Origin of the sequence: Trujillonella endophytica, assembly GCF_900110555.1 — a bacterium.
In the GTDB taxonomy this organism is placed as follows: Bacteria; Actinomycetota; Actinomycetes; order Mycobacteriales; family Geodermatophilaceae; genus Trujillonella; species Trujillonella endophytica.
In genome coordinates, this window is sequence record NZ_FOEE01000002.1 from 331,159 (window position 1) to 350,136 (window position 18,978).

Consider the following 18,978-nt stretch of genomic DNA (forward strand, 5'->3'; position numbering starts at 1 on the left):
TGTCAGCGGAACTGGAGGAGGTCCGGAGGACCCTCCGGAAGGCCCGATATAGCCCCTTTTGACCCTTGTTTTCCGGTCCGTTGGTCATGTTCTGGTCACGCGGTGAGCTTGAGGCGAGCCGAGCGGCAATTCGCCGACACCGCCAGACACTGCTGCGGGCCAGCTGCCAACCCGGGAGCTCCAGCGGATGGCTCAAGTCCAGCCATAAGGCGACTCAAATTGCTCGGTGCACTGTGGTCCGAGTGTCCGCGCCGGTGCTGGCCGCAGTCTCGCGAGCTTCCGTCCCAGCAGGAAACCGTCATCGATGTGGACTTGAGGCACGCGAGCCGTTCGTTCTCGGGCCATGTCGCTGCGGAGCGCGGTCTGACAATGCTTCCACTAGTCGGCTCTCCGGTCCCAGACCAGCCATGCAAGCCGGTGTCTAGATCGACCCGAGTCAGCGGGAGCTTGCCGGCGCGCTGCAGGCGGCGCTGAGCGCGCCACTCGTCGCCGAGATGGACCGACCATTGCCACCGCACTCGGGCAGAGCTGCCGGGGCACGCTCTCCGGTGTAGGGCCATTGCGGCTCGAATGCCACTAAGCAGCCCAATCAGCCCGGGAGACTGCGACGTTGTCGTCCTTGGCCAGGACGGGTCCGAAGCAGGCTGGGCAGCCGGCACCCCCATTGGCCCGGAGCCGATTCGCGCGGCCCAACGGTCTCAGCCGACGGGTGCGCCCTCCGACGGCGGAATGATTACCCAGCGGCGACACGCCATACCACCCCCCGGCTCGGTCTGGGGCTGTCTCCAAGGTCCCCTACCGTCTCGCCGATTCCGATATCAGCGCACCCTGCAGGGGCGAACCCTGGTTGACGTCCATGACCGCCGAACCACCGCCACAGCTGCACAACTCCGATGGCCCACCCGCCTGCGCGCGACGTGGGCTGTAGCCCAATTCAGCTACATGCGCCTCCAGCGCGGCCACTGTCAGATACGGGGCGCATGAGCCGCCGTAACGCTCGGCCAGGACCCCGAAGCTTGACATCAGACTTGAAACGAGCACGTCGACAGGTGTCGCCAATGGACGCATTGCCAGCATGCAATCGCTCAACACGACCGAAGCACTCTCGCTCCAGACGGCAATCTTGCCTGGCGTGAATCTACCCACACGCGGCAGAAGCACCAAAGGGCCGGGCGTGGCCCACCTCCATCCGCACATCTCTTCGCGCAGTTCCACCTCGCCTTCCTGCAGCGAAGTTGTGTGAACGAACGCGGCGAGCGGACCACTCTCGCGCTGCGAGCGCCGGTGCACGGGCACGCGACCTCTGATGATGTCAATGCATGTGCAGCCAGCGATGATCCTATTAACTCCGGGACGCGACGGAGCTGCGACTCCTGGACCTTTTTCCACGGTGAACCGCAGCATTTCCGTGCGGGCGTAAGCCCCAGGGAAGGCGCCTCGAGAGTACGCGCGCAAGACCTCTAGAGCGTGTCTCCGCTCCCACGACTGCCACAACTTGCGGTCTTTCTCGGACTTTCGGGAGCCACGAGGCATCAGAGCGACGACACTCGAACCCGGACTCATCCCCGACAGGATCGTTTCTAGACACGCGGCAGCAGGCGAAACAACGGCGGACCCGTTCGGCGACCGCATGCCGGCTCCCCCTCTGTAGGAGAAGGGTGGATTGACCAGGACGCCCGAGACCGCTGACCTACGAGCCCACACCGGACTTTGACGAAGCGAGCGCTCATTCAGAAGGTCAGCCCGGCCAACGAGCCAGCGCGGGTGCTCAGACCTGAGGCGCGCGACCGCTCGCCGGTCGCAGTCTGCTGCCAAGTACGAAAAGGCCGATCCGAACCGCTGTTCCGCGGCATCAAGAAGGGCCCCTCCGCCCGCAGTGAAGTCCGCTACGAGACTTCCAGTCCGCAGGTCGAGCTCCGCCGCCATCTCCGCCGCCAGCCAGCTTGGCGTATAAAACGGGTCCACTCTCATGATGCTGGGGCCCGTCTGGCAGGTGAGTATGCACCTACTTCGCGATACAAGTCAGAGGACACGAAACGATGAACGTCATAGACGCATAATCGCGCCTCACCGCGCGTATTCTTTTCGCTTCGTATTGGGTGGTCATAGACGAGTTCCACCCGTCCGCTCCGAGCCATCGCGAATAGTACAGCCCCCAATCCATGAGGCTTAGTTCCGATAGGCGCTACGCGTAGAAAGTCACCCTGGTAATCGTTGGCTATTTCATGCAACATATGAAAAGCGTCGAAAGGGCAGTTCGCCTTAGCGAACCGAACTCGCGATGCCAGAAAGTCACTTTCCAGTTGCACCCGATTCCCGCTGTAGGCGAAGAACGGGTAGTCCGCCCTGAAGCCTGGCACGCCGACAATGGGCACCGTCTTTGTAGGGACAGCTTCTAGCTCATCAAGAATGTATCCGAAACGAGCACCTTCGAAGCCGAGCAGCGCAATGAAGCAACTGTCCTCCGGGTGGCGAGGTCGCCTCAGCGTTACGAAACCTGGCAGAGGAGCCACACCTTGAATCCGAGCCGAGAGATCGAATATCAAGCCTTGAGCCGGGTCAGGGTTTCGGCGATACTCATTCGGCTCTACGTAGACCACATATGTTTCGATCTCCAGTCGAACGGCAGCCCGGAGGATGGGGGCCCACGACCGGTACATGAGGCCTGTAATGTCCAGGTACAGGGGGGAGCCGAGACGCAGCAGCATTTCCTCGAGAGCACCAGCATCCCATGCGTTGATGACTTCATCCTCAAAGCCATAAGCATGGGATGACAAGACCATATCGTCGGGTAGTTGTGCCGCGATAGAGACAAGGCCAACGCCGGAAGCGACCGCACGGCTGCACCATTCTTCATCGAGGCTCGCTCGTTCCTCCGTCTCCGCGCCGTACACATAGGCGGCGCCCGACGGCGGGCAGAATTCGCCTCGCGTCAGCTCAAGGGTCAACAGAGGCTCATTCAGGAGAGTCATGGTAATACCCTCTAAACAGAGCGAGCTGCTCTGGCAGCTCTAAGTCGGAATCGCGATTGCTGCGCTGGAGAATCTTTCGGATAGTCCGAGAGGAATCGGATGTAGCGAGCTGTAAGATATCCGCCACATCAACAGAGATTCTGCGCTTGCGGCGGTAGCTGAAGCCAAAGAAGGGGGCGAAGATGGGATGCAGCTGGTAGTCGAAGCTTCGCGTTTCCCCAGAAACCGCGGCCATCTTATCGCCAGGGAAACGCAACATTGCCAGGTGCATGACGCAGGCGGCTAGGAGATCCTCAACCTCCTCGACAGTTCGGGCGTCGGCGCCGAGCCACCCCACCCGAAGTTGAGTGACCTCAGGCGTATGGCCCTCCGGCTGCACAGCCATGACCTGAAAGATGCGACCGAAGCCAAGAATGAGTTTGGTGACCTGGGCCCCTCGGGCCCCAACGCCCGGCAATTGCTGAACGATACGTCGGCCAACCTCCTGTGCCGCGTTGGTCTGCACGTCGACAGAGACTGGCTCGTCAAGGAGTCTTTCCTCGAGTACGTGGCGCTCGAGCGCCTCATTGACCAGTTGGAGAAGGTAGCGAATGTTTCCATCCGCAAGCTGTACGTACGTGTCCCACCCCGCGTAGTACTTGCGATGCCCACGCATCCCACGCCGGATTGTGAACAACATGGCATGCTGGTAGTTCGTTAGTCGCGTGGACCATTCTCGGGGATTTGCTAGCGCATCGGCGACCGTTTCGGCAAGGGTCTCGGTACGCCCCTCATTCCAGAAGACCGTCAGGTAGGCCGCCAGTGGGTCTAGTGCAGAGAAGGCAGAGACTACTTCTTGCGGTGCGCCTTCTCGCCCGAGTCGCCGCTTAGCTTCAACAAGTCGCGCCGAGATTCCTAAGCGCTGAGCCTCGTCGGCCTCGGAGAGGGCTGGAAGAAGAGACTTGATGTCGGCGACCGACCTCCGTTGAGAACGGACCCTGCCAAGGCGGTCGTTGCACACCTGCTCGGCAAAGTCGGCGAAGTCGGACTCTTTAAGTCGGCGGGAGATGTCAATGTACGCATAGTCCGCAGGCTCAGACAGGGATTCGTTTACATTGAGAGTTCGCCGCTCCCGGTGACCCGTCTCGCGCATACCGACTTTGAATGTGTACCTCGCCTCTCCAGAGTGCTTGATGAGGGTGTTGATAACCCTCTGTTGGTAGTCCTCGAGGTTTTCGTATTCGTCGACAAGGAAGGCGAACTGCTTGTCGCCAATGCCAAGAGTGGCACGCAGAGCGGTGACCAGCAGCTCTACGGGCCGACCCAACATCGACAGCTCTACGGTGTTTGCACCGCGGACATTGTTAATGTACGCCTCGAAGCTAGCGAGCTCATCGTCTAGCAACTCGAGTGCATGCGAGAACGAATGAGCTGGCGGAAGATGGAGAGAGCGGCAGGCTCTGGCCATCTCGACTGAAGCGTCGAGATATACTTCCCGCGCCTCGCTCTGCCATGATGCGAACTCGCATAGCAGTCGAGTCAGTGTGAGGTTGACATAATGCGAGAAGATGGGGACCCACGCCTCTTCGGAGAGCCCCGCGCCTCGAAAAGCAGTAACCACCGTGGTGTCGATGCGCCAATACAGGCCAATCAGCGGCCACTCTTCGACGCTTGTCCCCGCTAATCGAGCTTGGCCCTCGTACGACAGACCTCGGAGCACAGTCGTCTTGCCAGTGCCTCTACCGCCGACCAGCAGACACGGACGACTTGTTAGCAGTGCTGGCCAGTAGGTGGGAGTGGTGAACAAATCATACAGTTCCCCACTGAACTGCTCCGCGCGGAAGCCGCCCATTGTGGCAGCCAATTCGAGGAGCAGGCCCTCCCGGGGCAGAGTCGTCACGTCAACGCCTCCTGAGCAAGGGGGTCCAGTTTGCGGTAGACATCCAGAAGATTGGCAACGCCGCATCTGGCACAGAATGCTCAAACGCGAGGGCGAGGCCAAGGTCGTGATAGCCAAGTATCTGATGAGCCATAATTCCGGCCCTGCGACTTGCATCGCTGATGACCTGGAGGGCGTCGGCGCGAAGGTGCGGCGGGAAAAGCAGAGTGTGCTCGTCGCTTGCCCCATACCGGGGCGAGAGAATGTGTGCCGCCTGAAGAATCAAGCGCGGCGCGCATTCACGTATGCGTTCTGCGGCGTAGCTCGTGCAAATTGAGGGCGCATAGTAGGTCGAGCCCAATTGCCCCGCCGCCGAAAGCTGAGAGAAGCTCACCACATCACCGGTCGAGAGCGAGTACGACCGATTCCAGGTTTTCGTGAATTGGTCGCCCGAGCCTGCGAAGTCGTCGACGAAGACCACTGGTCGGGGACCCCGCAGGAGCAGCGTCGTGAGGACCTCTTCGGGCAGCATAATATGGTCTTCGTTTATATCGAGAAGTTGCCGAGCTTTTCGATCGAACAGGAAGCCCGAGTCCGTCGCGTTGGGCGTCTCGCCAGTTGGATGCGTGATAAGGACGCCGCGTCGGAACTCGTTCCATTCAAGCTTTTTGTCAGCATAGGTTCCAGCGTCCTTGGACACCATCTGCGCGAGCCCAGAAAATGCCGAGACGAAGAGCTTGTCAGTAACTTCAGAATTCAGGTATACGAAAGAGTTAAGGAGGGCGACGGCGTGCTGACGTTCCTTTGGTTTGAAGTTTTCAAGCCACGCCCTTGTCTTGATACTCGCGGGCACTGGCCCCCAGAGGCGAATGCTGCTGAAGTAGTCCCGTTCGTCAAGGACCTCGGCCTCGTGCATGGTCTCCCCCGTAGCGACGTCAGGACCGGAGGATCTTGCCATGGCCATGGGGCAAACCTGGGGCCGTATGGAGTTTCCGAGGGCTCGTGTCAGTTGCTGCGTTTGGCCGAGGCTGCTCAGTGGGCGGTCTGCGACCGGGCGGGCTCCGAGCGGCCCAGGTGTGCACATCGCTGTCGAGCGTTCTAGCTGGGTCGGAGTTGGGCGGCAGGTTCCCAGGGCACGCACCCTGCGCCGACGACTGATACCGGTGCCAACGCCTTGATCATGGGCAGCGCGTTTGTCTCCAGTCTGGCGATGCCGTCGCCAGTGATGTAGAGCCGGCTGGTCGAGGGGGAGGGTGCCCTGAGCCGCTCGTGTTGAGCAACCCCGTCGTGCGTGTCAGCCCTATCGCTGGCGGGCCAGCGCGTCCACGCCAAGGTCTCTCGATCATGCTCGTCGCCGGAGAGCATCCAGTAGACCGGAGCCGGGCTCGATCCGGCCAGGGCGACCTAGGACTGGCCGAGGCCACGGCCTGCGGAAGGCGGGGCGGGCGGGGTAGATGGCGCCCATGCGGGCCGGAGCAATCCGCCAGCGTCGAAGTCAGCCGCGGGTGCCGTGCCTTGAAGCGGCCGGATGCACCCTGCCGGCCGAGTCTTGGCTCCCGTCGCCAATATTGGCGGCTCGGACCTTGAGGGGCCTCGGACCCTCGATGGACGGCAGGCTCGGGGCTCGGCCGGGCTCGCCGAAGTCGTCACAACGAGTTGGCCGACCTGAGATGAGCTCCTATGTGTCAAGGCGGCTCGGGCGTAGCGTCCGGGTCGGCGGTGGGTGCGGTGGACTGACCGCAGCGAAGAGCAGGTCTGGGACTGCGAGCCTGTCGCGCAGCTGGCTTCGGCCGTAGAGACGCGTCCGTTTTGTCGCTGCCGCACTCACCGTCCTCAGCCGGTCATCACCGGCTGGGCGGTGGTCGCCAGGTCTTCGTGCAGGGTTCGGTAGACGACGTCGGAGAGGCGTCGTTTCAGGCAGCGCAGGGCTTCGCGCCCGGTCTTGCCCTCGGCGCGTTTGCGCAGGTAGTAGGCGCGTCCTTCGGTATCGGCGCGGATCTGGGTGATCGCCATGGTGTAGAGCACCCGGTTGAGCTGTCGGTTACCCGAGCGGTTGAGCCGGTGCCGGCTGGTGCGGCCGGAGGAGGCCGGGATCGGGGCGGTGCCGTTGGCGGCGGCGAAGGCGTGCCGGGAGCGGTAGCGGCGGATGTCGGCGACCTCGCCGAGGATCGTCGCGGCGCTGACCGGGCCCAGGCCGTAGAGGTCGGTCAGCCCGGTTTTCACCTGCTGGACCGCGTCGCTGATGAGGCCGTGGACCTCCTGGATTTCTGCAGTCAGCTCCGCCAGCCGGACCAAGCGGCGGCGGGTCAGGGTCGCGCGGACGCTGGTGTCGTCGGCGAGCAGATCGGTGGCGGCGGTGATGAACGTCGGAGCGGTCAGTCGCGGCACCCGGTCCTGGTAGCCGGGCAACAGGCCGTGCAGCTCGGCGTGGGTGCGGCTGGCCAGCGCGGTGCGTTCGGCGACCAATTGAGCGCGGTAGTCGGCCAGAGCCCGCAGGTCAGCGGCTTGCCCGACGGCCAGGCGGACCGGTGGCAGGCCGCTCTCGCGGGCGGTGAGCCGGGCGATGGCGACCGCGTCCCCCGGGTCGGTCTTGCCGGCACCGGGCCGGCCCGAGCGTTCCCGCGCGGTCAGGTTTGGCGGAACCTCGACGACCTCCAGTCCGCCCATGAGCACCAGACGGATCGCGGCGCCGCGGCCGTAGTTGCCCGAACCCTCGATGCCGACCCGGGTCACCGAGTGCTCCTTGACCAGTTCCTCGAGGGCGTCGAAGCCGGCCTCGGTGTTGGCCAGCTCGGTGACGAGCACCGGGCGGCCGGCGAGGTCGATGACGGCCACCGCGAGGGTGTCCTTGTGGGTGTCGATTCCGGCGAGCACGCGACTCCTTCCAGCGTTCGAAGAGCTCGCGAAAGCCGGTGTCCGGGCGGAGCGCATGCATCTGCGGGCTGCCGCAGCCCGAGGCTCCTATTAGGCGTCAACCACCCGAACCCCGACAGACGTCACCAGCGGGCACTCATTGCGAAAGCCACTCAGGATCGCGACGGGCAGCAAGACGTCGAGCCTCGCCGGTGACGCCCGCGAGCACTCCGCCGTCGGTGACGGAGCGCGCCTATTACCGCAGATGCAAGAGGTGTAAAGGTCTGCGATCTTGATCCGCAGCCCCTGCCGATGAGAATGGAGGGGTCGTCCGGCGACGTCGTGTGTCACTGGTGCGGCTGAGCCCGTAGAGGTGTATGGCGCGGGGCCTTCGGGAGCTCCTGATTGCTGCCGTAGAGCGCGTGGGTCTGTGTCCTTGCAGAGGGCCCTCCGGACGACGCCCGATCGGTCGTCGACCGGAGGAGGGATCGGAGATGGAACTCCAGTACGAGCGGGTCGCCGGGCTCGACATCGGCAAGGCGACGCTGACCGCCTGCGTCCGCACGCCCGGCTCGCGGGGCCGCCGGCGAGCGGAGACGCGGACGTTCTCCACGATGACCCGTTCGCTACAGGTGATGCGCGATTGGCTGCTGGCCGAGGGCGTGACGGTGGCGGCGATGGAGTCGACCTCGACCTATTGGAAGGGCGCCTTCTACTGCCTCGAGGAAGCGATGGAGGTCTGGCTGATCAACGCCGCGCACATCAAGGCCTTCGACCGGCGCAAGAGCGACGTCCGCGACGCGGAATGGATCGCCCAGCTGCTGGAGGTCGGGCTGCTGCGGCCGTCATTCGTGCCACCGCCGGACATTCGCCGGCTGCGGATGCTCACCCGGTATCGGGTGCAGCTGATGGGCGACCGGACGCGGGAGATCACCCGGCTGGAGCTGATGCTCGAGGACGCCTCGGTCAAGCTCTCCTCGGTCGCGGCGAGCCTGACCAGCGTCTCGGCGCGGGCGATGGTGGGTGCGCTGATCGGCGGAGAGAGTGATCCGCGGGTGCTGGCCGATCTGGCCAAAGGCAAGATGCGCCGCAAGATCCCGGCCCTGACCGAAGCTCTCACCGGGCACTTCGACGCCGGCCACGCGCAGCTGGCCCGCTCCATGCTGGCCCGGATCGCGGCGGTGGAGGCCGCCCTGACCGAGCTCAACGCGGTCATCGCCGCCGCGTTCGAACCGTGGTCGCACCAGCTGGAGCTGTTGCAGACCATTCCCGGAGTGGGGGAGAAGGTCGCGCAAGTGATCATCGCCGAGACCGGCGCAGACATGGCCCGGTTCCCCAGCCCGGAGCACCTGGCCTCCTGGGCCGGAGTGGCGCCGGGGATGCACGAGTCTGCGGGCAGGTTCCACGCGATCCCGCCGCCGCACGGCAACAAGTGGTTGACCGCGATGCTGGTCGAGGCCGCCGGCTCGGTCGGGCGGATGAAGGGCGCCAACTACCTCTCGGCTCAGCACGCGCGGCTCAGCGGCCGGCGAGGCGCGGGACGGGCTCAGGTGGCGGTCGCGCACTCGATCCTGGTCTCGGCCTACTGGATGCTCACCCGCGACGAGCCCTACCGAGACCTCGGGCCGGATTGGTTGGCCAAGCACAACGACGAGGCCCACGCGCGCCGGCTGGTGGCTCAACTCGAGCGGCTCGGCCACACCGTGACCCTCGATCAGCCGGCCGCCTGACCAACTGGACAAGTACTGGAGGACGGGCTTCGCCCGCCCCGCGCTGACGCGCGCCTGCAACTCACCTATTCACGGGTCTGTGTCCCTCGTGATCTTGGACGTCTCCAGTCCTCTCCGAGGCGCCGGCAGCTGCTCTGCTGCTCAGCTGCAGTAGGCGTCGTGGGCGCAGGTGCGGGGTGACCCTGTGACCGTGCCGTCGGCTTCTGTGGAGACCGTCCTCAGGGTCACCACCATCCCCGGGACTCGCCCGGCAACCAGCTCGACGTCTCACCGGCGCCCGTTCCGGAGGGCGCCTACGTACGTCCTCTTGGCACCGGAGAGAACAAGATCGAGTAGGACACACCTCTTGCACCGCCGGACCGGCGCGGTCACCACGCGCGGGCCAGCGGATGGGGTCGGCACTGGGCATGCCGAGTCTCGGACTCGTTGTGACGTGTTTCCGGTACTGGCAGCCGCGCGGGGCAGTATGAGGTCTGGCGCCCCCGTCGCTGAGGCGAGACGGTTCGCTTCGATGTGTCCTGCAGCCGCCGGAGTCCGCTCCTCCTGTCGGCCCGTCTGAGCCACACCGTCAACTCCTTGGACCCACCTCGGCGTCGCCCCTCGAGCTCGAGCTGTGCCGCTGCCTCGGCGCGCTGACGACTGTGAGCCGAGGTCTGACCCGCAGACTCCAGACGTGTCGATCTCAGCCGCACTCGCACTCGTTTGTGCCGTACTCGGACTTGTCACTGGTGGAGCGGGCGTCCGCCGCCTAATCGATGACCAACGGAAGGCGATGGAAGCCCTGGACCGATTGGCCGAGCCCGTCGATGAGAATCCAGTCATGGCGGCCTTTCGTCGGCGCGACGTAGGCCTAGCGCATCACCGAATCGAACTCGATGGGCGAGAGCTGCGCCTGCTCATGGCTGCTCGTGCGGATCAGCGTCGGGCGATCCTGCTAGTCACCGCTGGCCTGTTGCTCAGCTTCACGGGGACGCTCCTGACGTTGCCGTAGTGAGTCGTGGACTGTTGACGCTCGTGGCAACCGCTAGATCAACCTTCTTAAGCCGCATCCCCGGCCCAGGCGCGCCCGTCGTGCCCCAAAGTGAGCCGCTTAGGGATGCCATCGAGAACTGTGATGGGTTGCTGAACTGAAGCCTGGCCGCTGAGGCAGATGGTCCTGGAGGACAACTGGAGGCTGCTGACGAAGCTCCGAACCATGACGGCGCATCGGACGACGGAACTACGACACTTCTCCGGCGATCCGCTGCTGACTGTCGCGCAGGCTGGTGAGTACCTCGCGACTGGCGAAAGGTTCGTCCGCCGGCTGATCGCCGAGCGTCGGATCGGCTACGTCAAAGTCGGGAAGTATGTGCGCCTCGAGCGATCGACGCTAGACGCGTTTGTGGACGCCGGCCGCGTCCACAGCCAGCGGTGATTTCAGCACCATCTCGCTGAATCGCGTCAGGGTCGCATCGTGGCTAAGCGGACATTCAGATCGGTCGACCGACTCCCCAGCGGCCGCTTCCGCGCTCGCTATCTCGGCCCCGATGGTCGTCGCCACACCCAGATCTTCCGCGTCAAGGCCGACGCCTGGGCCTGGCTGGCGAGCGAGCAGACCGACCTCCTGCGTAAGCGTTGGCGAGCTCCGAACGCCAGCGCTCGGACAGTCGGCGAGTATGCCCAGGACTACCTCGCCCGCAACGACCTCCGTGAGAGCACCCGTGTGCTCTACGCCGGCCTGTGGCGCCATCATCTGGCCGAAGAATGGGCCCACGTCCCGGTCGACGAGATCACCCCAGCCGCTGTCCGCTCCTGGCACGCGAAGGCCGGCGGGACGACGCGTCCGACGGCGCTGGCGCAGTCGTACAGGCTGTTGCGGGCCATTCTCAACGTGGCCGTCGCCGACGAGGCCATCCCGTCCAATCCGTGCCGTCTCCGAGGCGCCGGCACTCCGAAGGCGTCCCGTCCCTCCCGCGCGCTCACCGCGGCCGAGGCTCTGCAACTGGCCGAGCAACTGGGGCGGGACCGGAGAACCGAGCGCTACCGCGCACTCCTGCTCGTCCTGGCCTTCGGCGGGCTCAGGTTCGGGGAGGCCACCGCCCTCCGCCGGTCTGACGTCCTGCCCGGCGGCCGACTCCGTGTTGAGCGATCGGTCCGCCGCGTCAGTGGCCGCTGGGTAATCGGCGAGCCCAAGACCGACGCCGGACACCGCACCGTGACGCTCCCCGCTGCCATCGCAGCGGTACTGGAGGAACACCTGGAGAAGCACGTCACCTCGGCTCCCGACGCCCTCCTGTTCTCCACCAGTACCGGCGGCTACCTCGCTCGCAGCAACTGGAACTTCACCTTCCGCCGCGCCGCGACTGCCATCGGCCTACCGGCGGTCCGACCCCACGAACTCCGCCACACCGGCGCCACCCTCGCCGCTGGCACCGGCGCCACGACGAAGGAGTTGATGCGTCGGCTGGGGCACTCCTCCCCCGCGGCCGCCCTGCTGTACCAGCACGCGGCGGACGACCGCGACGCCGACATCGCCCGCGCGCTCGACGCCATGCTCGGTGCCATCACCGAGGCGCGGGACGACGCTGAGTAGCAACCGAAGTGCTGCCGCGTAGACGCAATCGTCACCTGGTGATCGGGACCGTGGGGCCGTCGGGCAGCAGTACCGGGAGCGGTAGCTGGTCGGCGGCCCTGAGGTAGGGCGCGGTGACCGTCATGGGCGCTGCACCGGCTGAGCGGCGGCGGTGTGGAGAGCGTCGAGGGCTGGGGCCGCGGTGTCCCACAGCTCGCGGAAGGCGATCAAGACGTCCCGGATGAGGGCGTCGGGGTTGAGCGCGCCGGACGGGGGCTGCACGTAGCGCCAGAACGGGAACGTGCGCCCTGAGGACCCCTTGAGCTGTGCCCGTACCGGTCGCATCGCCTCGCTGATCTGCCGTCGGCGTTCCTCGTCAACAGCGTCAGCGGGCAGACGCACAGCGACGTACGGCCACTCGTTGGAGCCAGGGGTAAGTAGGCGCGCACGCTCCCACTGGATGACGACGCTGACGTCCGCAGTTCCGTTGTGCTGCCAGACAGGGCGGCGAAGGCCCGCCCTCGGCCACGAGCCGGAGTCAAGATCGTTGCTCTCCAGCTCGACGTCGAGTTCCTCGGCCAGTTCTTCCAGCTGCGTCGCGACGCCGACCAGGTGCTTGTCCAGAAGCTGTCGGCCTTCCACGCGCAGAGCAGCCCAAGTCTCGATGTCGTGCCGGTGATCGAGGTAGAACCACGCCTTCGCGTCGGCATCGTCGCGCGTGGGGACGGTCGGGTCAGACACGGTGGTAGGCCTCCAGAGTGGCGATGTAGTCGTGGACGCCGGGTGCCGCCCCGGTCCGCGTGGATACGGCCGTGCGCGCGATGTCGGCGACCTGCTCCCAGGTGAGTGCTCGCCACTGGCCGTGGCTGTCCACGGCGGTGGTCGGCAGCCGCTGGCCGCGAGTGAGGAAGACGAAGCAGGGGGCCGGCTCGTTCCCCCAGTGCCGGTATAGGCGGTCCAGTTGGCGGTCTTGTTCCATGGCGAAGGTCTTGGCCTCGACCACGATCGTCCAGTCGATGCCGTACACGATGAGGTCAGCGCGGGTCTCGTCCCGCTGTTCCTCTAGCACCACCCGCACGCCGGCCTCTGTACCGGAACCGTCGATCGCGAGGTAGTCAAGTAGCCCGTCGAGCACAGCGGGGCCGAGGCCGTGGTGGCCATCTGAGCGCAGCAGCCAGGCCAGTCCGGCCGTCAAGGCTAGTTCCCGGTACTGCTGGTCGAGGGCCGCGAGCAGCGTGCGGGGGCCGCCCCGCCAGCGGCCGGTCTGCACGAGGTCACGCTGGGTGGCCTGCAGGTGTGCGACGCGGCCTCTCCACTGCTTCACCGCGTTGGCGCCCTGGGCCTGCTCCGCGGCGCTGACTGCCCGCCACTCGACAGCGACCGCCGTGAGGCGTTCGAGCCATTCGTGCACAGCATCAAGGGGCGCTGTCGATGCCGGATTTCCCGCTGTCACTGGGCATCGGGGAAGGTCGCGTCCACAGTGAACGCGAGATCCTCGTATCGCTTGTACTCGCCGCCGAGGCTGAGACCGAGATCCTTCAGCTTCACAGCCGCGCCGGCGTTCACCGACGTCGATTGCTCCGTCTTGATGCCGAAGTGGAACTGCTCGGCTCCGGCGTCGGCTGACGTGCGCATGAGCTTGAACATCGGATCCCGGTCGGGCCAGATCAGGTCAGCCAGTACTGGCCTCGCCTTGCCTGCGCCGGTGATGCGGATGGCGAGCTTGCCGGTGTCGTCGCGGCCAAACCCCATCGTCAGCGAAACATCCTCGGCGTCAGGCAGGCCGATACCCCCCTCAGCCTTTGCCGCCTTGCCGATCGACTCGCGCCAGGTGATCTCGATGTCCCGCGCGCCCAGCGAGAGCAAGTACCTGGCCGCCTCGACTGACTTCTCGTTCAGCACGAGGCGGTGAAAGCTGGCGAAGGGAACGTAATCCCGGCGCCGTAGCGGATGCCTGGCATAGACGTGACCGACACTCGGCCCACCCTCCGGAAAGAAGAGGAGGTCGCGCTGGACGAGGCGCCGTGCGTCTTCGCTTCCCATAAGCGCCACGTGCGGCGGCGGCGCCGTCCCGGTACGACGTCCCGTCAGCATCATCAGGGCAAGGGGCACCGCCGCAAGTCCGCCTGTCGCCACGCCGACCGTCGCGGTGACAACGTCCGTAGTCGTCCAAGACCGGTCCTTGTTCACGAAGGCGTCGGCCGTATCGACGATGGCCATCACGTCGCCCAGGTCCCAGCTGTCCAGGTCAACCCTGTGCTCTGGCGTAGAAGTCGAGCTCATGCGGCGACTACCTGCCTGCCCAGTTGCTCTGTCTGCTGCATGCCCATGAAAACGGCGCCTTCCTGCTTGTGTGGCGGTAGCGGTAGTTCATCAGCCGCCTCGTCAGGCGACCGTGACGTCCGGAAGGGCACGGTCCCTGACCTTGTGAAGGACGGTCACGATGCCGTCGACCTCGTCCTCGGTGAAGATCGAGTCCGGCCCGTGGGGTGCGCTGTCGGTGAACGGGGACTCGTAGAGGCGGCCGACGTCCATAACCCCATTGGCGGTCAGGTGCTCGACGATGAGCTGGACGAACCGGATCTGGTTGGCCGAGTACGCGCCGTCGGACAGGTAGCGGTCGAATGCGGCGATCGCAGCCTCCCGGTCCAGACCTACCAGGGTGCGGATGAACAGCCCGAGCCCCCGGGACTCCTCGCGGGCGCGCGCGATGTCGGCCTCGCTACCGGCGCCCGACGCCATCAGCATCGCCTCCAGCGCCGCTAGGTCCTCCGGTGTGAGTTGGAGGTTGCGGCGCAGCCGCTGCAGGGCCAGGTGATCTTCGTGGTCGCGGAGGTAAGCGCGGGCCTTCGCGCGAAACCGTTCCCAGTTGGTGCCCGGGGTGACGCCGGGCAGCTCGACCACGCTGCTCTCGCCGAGCTCGTCGGCGAAGTTGGAGTAGACGACGGCGCGCCGAGACTTCTCCACGAACCGCACGAGCCCGCGGATTCGGCGCCGGGCGAGCTCGAGCATCGGGAGGGTGACGTCGACCCACCATTCGTCGCCGGACAGCTCCTCGAGTAGCCGCTCCTGTGCCTTAACCGAGGGGATTCCGGTCTGGCTGAGGAGCGCTGCCGCGATGTCCTGCACCTGCGTGCGCAGCCGCTCGAACAGGATGGCATCGCCGTCGAGCCGGGCGAGCTGCAGTCGCAGCAGGATCAGGTCGAAGCGTTTGGCGTGCTCGTCGTCGTCCCGCTTGGTGGAGGGCAGGCCGGCGAGGTGGCGGGCGATGTTGCCGGCCTTCTCCGGCGTCAGCTGGTGCCAGGCGTTGAAGTCGGAGTACGTCTCGACCCATTGTCTGGCCGGGCGGACCAGGAAGTTGTCGACGTTCATGCCTACCACTACTTCGCGCAGCGTCCAGGCGACGTCGACGCGCAGGCCGCGCTCGCTGGCCTCACCCTGCCCGACCTCGGGTTGGCTACCGGAGTCTGCGCCCGCGCCTATTTGATCCAGTGCGGTGAGCAGTCCCAGTCGGGCTTCGAACAGCCGCTCGGCGAGCGACTTCTGCAGCGACCCGCCGGAGTCGGGCAGGTTCTGGCTGAAGAACTCGAGGTTGCCGCAGAAGTCGAAGACGTAGAAGTTCTTTTTGTCCTCTCCCGGTCCGTAGAGGTCGGGGCACAGGCGGGTCCCGCGGCCGATCATCTGCCAAAACTTGCTCTTGGCGCGGATGAGCTTGAAGAAGACGAGGTTGACGACCTCGGGGACGTCGATGCCGGTGTCCAGCATGTCGACGGAGATTGCGATATGGGGCGCCTTGTCCTTGACCGAGAAATCGTCGATCAAGCTCTGGGCGTAGGTCACCGAGTGGGTGATGGTCCGGGCAAATTGGCCGGCGTACTCGGGGTAGTTCGCGTCGAAGCGCTTCTGAATGAATTCGGCGTGGGCCTGATTCTTGGCGAAGACGATGGTCTTCCCGAGCCGGTCACCGCCGGCGACCTTGTGACCGTCCTTCATCAGGGTGGCGAGGACCTTGTCGACGGTGTCGGCGTTGAACAGAAACTTGTTGAGCTCCTCTGCCGAGACGGCGTCGGGGATGTCGCCGTCCTCGCTCCACTCAATGGAGTCCCAGTCGTCCTTTTCCTCCTCGCTGAGCTCGTCATAGCGGATGCCTTCGCGGAGGAACTTGGTGGGCACCGACACAGCCACCGGCGGCACCAGGTAGCCGGCGGCTACGGCTTCGTCGAGGCTGTAGGCGTCGGTGGGAACCCCGTCTTCGAGGTTGAACAATGAGTAGGTGTTGCGGTCGACCTCGTCCTTCGGCGTGGCGGTGAGGCCTACCAGCAGCGAGTCGAACCAGGAAAAGATGGAGCGGTACTTCTGGTAGACCGATCGGTGGGCCTCGTCGATGACAATGAGGTCGAAGTAGCCCGGTCCGAACAGCCGGCGACCGGCGGCGGTCTCGTTGATCAGGTTCATCATTGTCGGGTATGTCGAGACGTACACCCGGCCGTCGGCGACCTTCTCGGTCACTAGATTCACCGTGGTCGCGTTCGGCAGGTGGGTTTTGAAGGCCCCGACGGCCTGGTTGACCAGGGCGGTGCGGTCGGCGAGGAACAGGACCCGCTTGACCCACCCGGCGCGCATCAGCTGATCGACCAGCGCGATGACGGTTCGGGTCTTGCCGGAGCCGGTGGCCATCACCAGCAGGGCGGCCCTCTGCTTGGCGGAGAAGGTCTCCCCCACTGCCCGGATGGCGCGTTGCTGGTAGTGGCGCTCGACGATGCTCTTGTCGATGGGCGCGTCAGCCAGCGGCAGGCGGCCGGTTCGGCGCTGCACCATCAGTTCGAGCTCGTCGGCGGTGAAGAAGCCCTCGACCCGGCGCGGTGGGTAGCCGGCGGCGTCGTCCCATAGCCAAGTCTGGTAGCCGTTGGTGTAGCAGATGACCGGCCGGCGGCCGGTCATCTGCTGCAGGCAGTCGGCGTACAACTTGGCCTGCTGTTGGCCTACCGCCGGCTCGACGGTGGTCTTCTTCGCCTCCACGACCGCGAGCGGCAGCCCGTCGCTGCCCCACAGCACGTAGTCGACGTAGCCCTTGCCCTCAGCGTTGGGCATGCCGGTGACCTCAAACTCGCGGTCCCGGACGTCGGTGAGCTGCCAGCCCGCCTCGCGGAGAAGTTCGTCGATGATGAGGTCGCGGGTCTGGGCCTCGGAGTAGTCGTGCGTGTCGGTCAGCGTGTTCGCGGCCTGCGCCGCATTGATCTGCTGGCGCAACTCCTCGATCTCGGCGTCCTTCGCCGCTGCGAGCTCGTCCCGCTCCCTTAGAGCGCGGCCGTGAGCCTCGTCCTGCTGGCGAAAATCCTCCGCGAGCTTCACGACGTCCGCCCGGCTCAGCGGCGCCTGACTGCCCGCGAGCTTCGGGTCGAACACCGCCCCGGTCGGCACCGCGGCCGGTTTGGCGGAGTATCGAAAAGCCGTCCACACCACCACGTGATGCAGCTCTCGCAGCACGTCAACCGCAGCCCGAGCCGGAATGGGTTGCGCGTCATGAACCGCCCGGTTGCCCAACTTGCGGAGGAGATTCAACTTCTGTGTGATTCCAACGCCGACGCGGCGCTGGAACGCCGCCTGGTTGATTCGGGCAGACAGGTCGTCCTTGTACGGGATAGCCAACCCGTCGACGTCGTAGACCAGCCCCACCAGTTGCTCCGCAGCCCGACGGGCGTAGAAGCACGCCGACCGGGGGTCCGAAGCCAGGTAGGCCTCGGCCTGCGTGCAGTCCGCATGAACATCGGGCCACTCACCTGCGATGAAGTCGAAGTTGCCGGCCGCTGCACGCTGCCGCCCCACCTCCGCGCCGGTCATCACAACTGCCCTGCGAACGCGTGACTTTGTATGGCCGAGAACAGCTCCTCGATCTCACGCTCGGAGCGAGTGGCGACCTCGAAGGCCCGCGCGGAGACATGTGCCCGCCTGACGAACTCCGCCTGAAGGCCCAGTGGGGGAACCGGCATGGGCATCTCCTTAATGATCCCCATGTTGAGGCCGTCCATGATCGAGCCCTTGGCCCGTTGCAGGAGGAAGCGGCGGGAGACGGGGTGCCAGAGGAAGCAGCCCCGGAGAAACTCCGGCAGCACCTGTGCACGGTCGACCGTGATAGCGCAGATGTGCTTGGTGTTGATGGCGGTCGGGATGTCCTCGGGGACAACCACGCATCTGCCGCACGTACCCATGATTGTGATTAGGACGTCTCCCGGAACCACCGTGTACCGCTTGAGCTTCTGATACTTCTCGGGGGTGACGTAGCGCCGCCCGTGCCACCGAAAACGATTGGTGACGACGTTGTCGATGCCGAGTACGGCGACCCCCTCGTCGACGAACTCAGAATGCAGCAACTGACTGCCGAAGGGCCCGGTACGAATGGACCCCTTTTCCTGACTGCCGACCTCAGCGACGAACCGCAGCCTCTCGGTCATCCCTCCGAACATCTCCAAGAAGATGGCGCGCGGCAAATCGTCAAGCTGTCCAATGGACTGGCGTCGCCGGGCGCGGACGACGTCCGCCTGGTCGAGGACCGTTGCGATACGGCGCTGCTCTTCAATCGATGGCACCGGTATCTCGACACGTGCGACGGTCGTTTTGGAGATCTCCTTGAACGTCGCGCCATTGCCGAGGGACTGTAGGTATGCCTTCTTAGAGCACAGCCAGTGGTAGAGGTACTTGGCGTCCAGAACTTCAGCCTCCGGGATCAAACTCTTGAAGCCCTGGTTCGTCGCCATTGGTGCTCGGTTGATGGCAACGTGACCGATGGGAGCACGAGAACTGAGGAGCACTGAGCCCACCGGCAGCACCTTCGCAGAACAGCTTGCGAGCCCTGCCGCAGTGAGCTTGCGCGGCGTCGTCTCGATGTAAGCGCCGCTGAGCTCACTCAGGTCGGCTGGAGTCGCCCAAGCGACGTCACCGCCCCAGAAGTCAGGAACGGAACTCTTCGGCGTTGCCCCCGACACGATCTCGCAACACTCACCAAGCGCGACCATC

12 protein-coding genes are annotated in these 18,978 nt (G+C 65.3%); 3 read left to right on the forward strand and 9 right to left on the reverse strand.

Annotated elements, in window-relative coordinates; all coding sequences use genetic code 11:
- Positions 1 to 1,967 precede the first annotated feature (1,967 nt).
- The 4 genes from BMY88_RS23255 to BMY88_RS04520 form a co-directional block, all read right to left on the reverse strand.
- A complete protein-coding gene (locus BMY88_RS23255) occupies positions 1,968 to 2,972 on the reverse strand; it encodes a hypothetical protein (RefSeq protein ID WP_139220399.1) in 1,005 nt (334 codons plus the stop codon).
- The gene (locus BMY88_RS04510) at positions 2,956 to 4,851 is read right to left on the reverse strand and encodes an ORC-CDC6 family AAA ATPase (RefSeq protein ID WP_091940591.1); all 1,896 of its coding nucleotides are present in this window, start codon (positions 4,849 to 4,851) and stop codon (positions 2,956 to 2,958) included. Before BMY88_RS04510 ends, BMY88_RS23255 begins: the two co-directional genes overlap by 17 nt.
- A gap of 1 nt (position 4,852) precedes the next feature.
- The gene (locus BMY88_RS04515) at positions 4,853 to 5,746 is read right to left on the reverse strand and encodes a phosphoribosyltransferase-like protein (protein WP_139220400.1); all 894 of its coding nucleotides are present in this window, start codon (positions 5,744 to 5,746) and stop codon (positions 4,853 to 4,855) included.
- Positions 5,747 to 6,663: 917 nt separating this feature from the next.
- Positions 6,664 to 7,704 (reverse strand): IS110 family RNA-guided transposase, encoded by a 1,041-nt coding sequence (locus tag BMY88_RS04520; protein ID WP_091940595.1) that lies wholly within the window; start codon positions 7,702 to 7,704, stop codon positions 6,664 to 6,666.
- Positions 7,705 to 8,177: 473 nt separating this feature from the next.
- On the opposite strand from BMY88_RS04520, the gene BMY88_RS04525 reads away from it, so the two are divergent.
- The 3 genes from BMY88_RS04525 (at position 8,178) to BMY88_RS04540 (ending at position 11,985) form a co-directional block, all read left to right on the forward strand.
- The gene (locus BMY88_RS04525) at positions 8,178 to 9,413 is read left to right on the forward strand and encodes an IS110 family RNA-guided transposase (RefSeq protein ID WP_091940597.1); all 1,236 of its coding nucleotides are present in this window, start codon (positions 8,178 to 8,180) and stop codon (positions 9,411 to 9,413) included.
- A 1,150-nt stretch (positions 9,414 to 10,563) separates the two neighbouring features.
- Entirely contained in the window at positions 10,564 to 10,827 is a 264-nt protein-coding gene (locus tag BMY88_RS04535; RefSeq protein WP_244524439.1) for an excisionase family DNA-binding protein, read from the forward strand.
- A gap of 39 nt (positions 10,828 to 10,866) precedes the next feature.
- On the forward strand, positions 10,867 to 11,985 hold the full coding sequence (locus tag BMY88_RS04540; protein ID WP_170860964.1) for a site-specific integrase: 1,119 nt from the start codon (positions 10,867 to 10,869) through the stop codon (positions 11,983 to 11,985).
- Between the two features lie 120 nt (positions 11,986 to 12,105).
- On the opposite strand, the gene BMY88_RS04545 is transcribed toward BMY88_RS04540, so the two are convergent.
- The 5 genes from BMY88_RS04545 to BMY88_RS04560 form a co-directional block, all read right to left on the reverse strand.
- Positions 12,106 to 12,705 (reverse strand): hypothetical protein, encoded by a 600-nt coding sequence (locus BMY88_RS04545; protein WP_091940602.1) that lies wholly within the window; start codon positions 12,703 to 12,705, stop codon positions 12,106 to 12,108.
- Positions 12,698 to 13,375: a PD-(D/E)XK nuclease family protein gene (locus BMY88_RS04550; RefSeq protein WP_170860965.1), complete on the reverse strand. Its 678-nt coding sequence runs from the start codon at positions 13,373 to 13,375 to the stop codon at positions 12,698 to 12,700. The genes BMY88_RS04545 and BMY88_RS04550 overlap by 8 nt, the downstream gene beginning before the upstream one ends.
- A 38-nt stretch (positions 13,376 to 13,413) precedes the next feature.
- On the reverse strand, positions 13,414 to 14,247 hold the full coding sequence (locus tag BMY88_RS23710) for a hypothetical protein (protein ID WP_170860966.1): 834 nt from the start codon (positions 14,245 to 14,247) through the stop codon (positions 13,414 to 13,416).
- A gap of 102 nt (positions 14,248 to 14,349) precedes the next feature.
- A complete protein-coding gene (locus BMY88_RS04555) occupies positions 14,350 to 17,805 on the reverse strand; it encodes a DEAD/DEAH box helicase family protein (RefSeq protein WP_091940873.1) in 3,456 nt (1,151 codons plus the stop codon).
- The gene (locus BMY88_RS04560) at positions 17,805 to 18,977 is read right to left on the reverse strand and encodes a restriction endonuclease subunit S (RefSeq protein WP_091940875.1); all 1,173 of its coding nucleotides are present in this window, start codon (positions 18,975 to 18,977) and stop codon (positions 17,805 to 17,807) included. The genes BMY88_RS04555 and BMY88_RS04560 overlap by 1 nt, the downstream gene beginning before the upstream one ends.
- Between the last annotated feature and the right edge of the window lies 1 nt (position 18,978).

What these genes read in the sequence shown, in the direction of transcription:
- BMY88_RS23255 (WP_139220399.1), bottom strand. Translation starts at nt 2,972, where the DNA reads ATGACTCTCCTGAATGAGCCTCTGTTGACCCTTGAGCTGACGCGAGGC.
- BMY88_RS04515 (WP_139220400.1), bottom strand. Translation starts at nt 5,746, where the DNA reads ATGCACGAGGCCGAGGTCCTTGACGAACGGGACTACTTCAGCAGCATT.
- BMY88_RS04525 (WP_091940597.1), top strand. Translation starts at nt 8,178, where the DNA reads ATGGAACTCCAGTACGAGCGGGTCGCCGGGCTCGACATCGGCAAGGCG.
- BMY88_RS04535 (WP_244524439.1), top strand. Translation starts at nt 10,564, where the DNA reads ATGGTCCTGGAGGACAACTGGAGGCTGCTGACGAAGCTCCGAACCATG.
- BMY88_RS23710 (WP_170860966.1), bottom strand. Translation starts at nt 14,247, where the DNA reads ATGAGCTCGACTTCTACGCCAGAGCACAGGGTTGACCTGGACAGCTGG.
- BMY88_RS04555 (WP_091940873.1), bottom strand. Translation starts at nt 17,805, where the DNA reads ATGACCGGCGCGGAGGTGGGGCGGCAGCGTGCAGCGGCCGGCAACTTC.
- BMY88_RS04560 (WP_091940875.1), bottom strand. Translation starts at nt 18,977, where the DNA reads ATGGTCGCGCTTGGTGAGTGTTGCGAGATCGTGTCGGGGGCAACGCCG.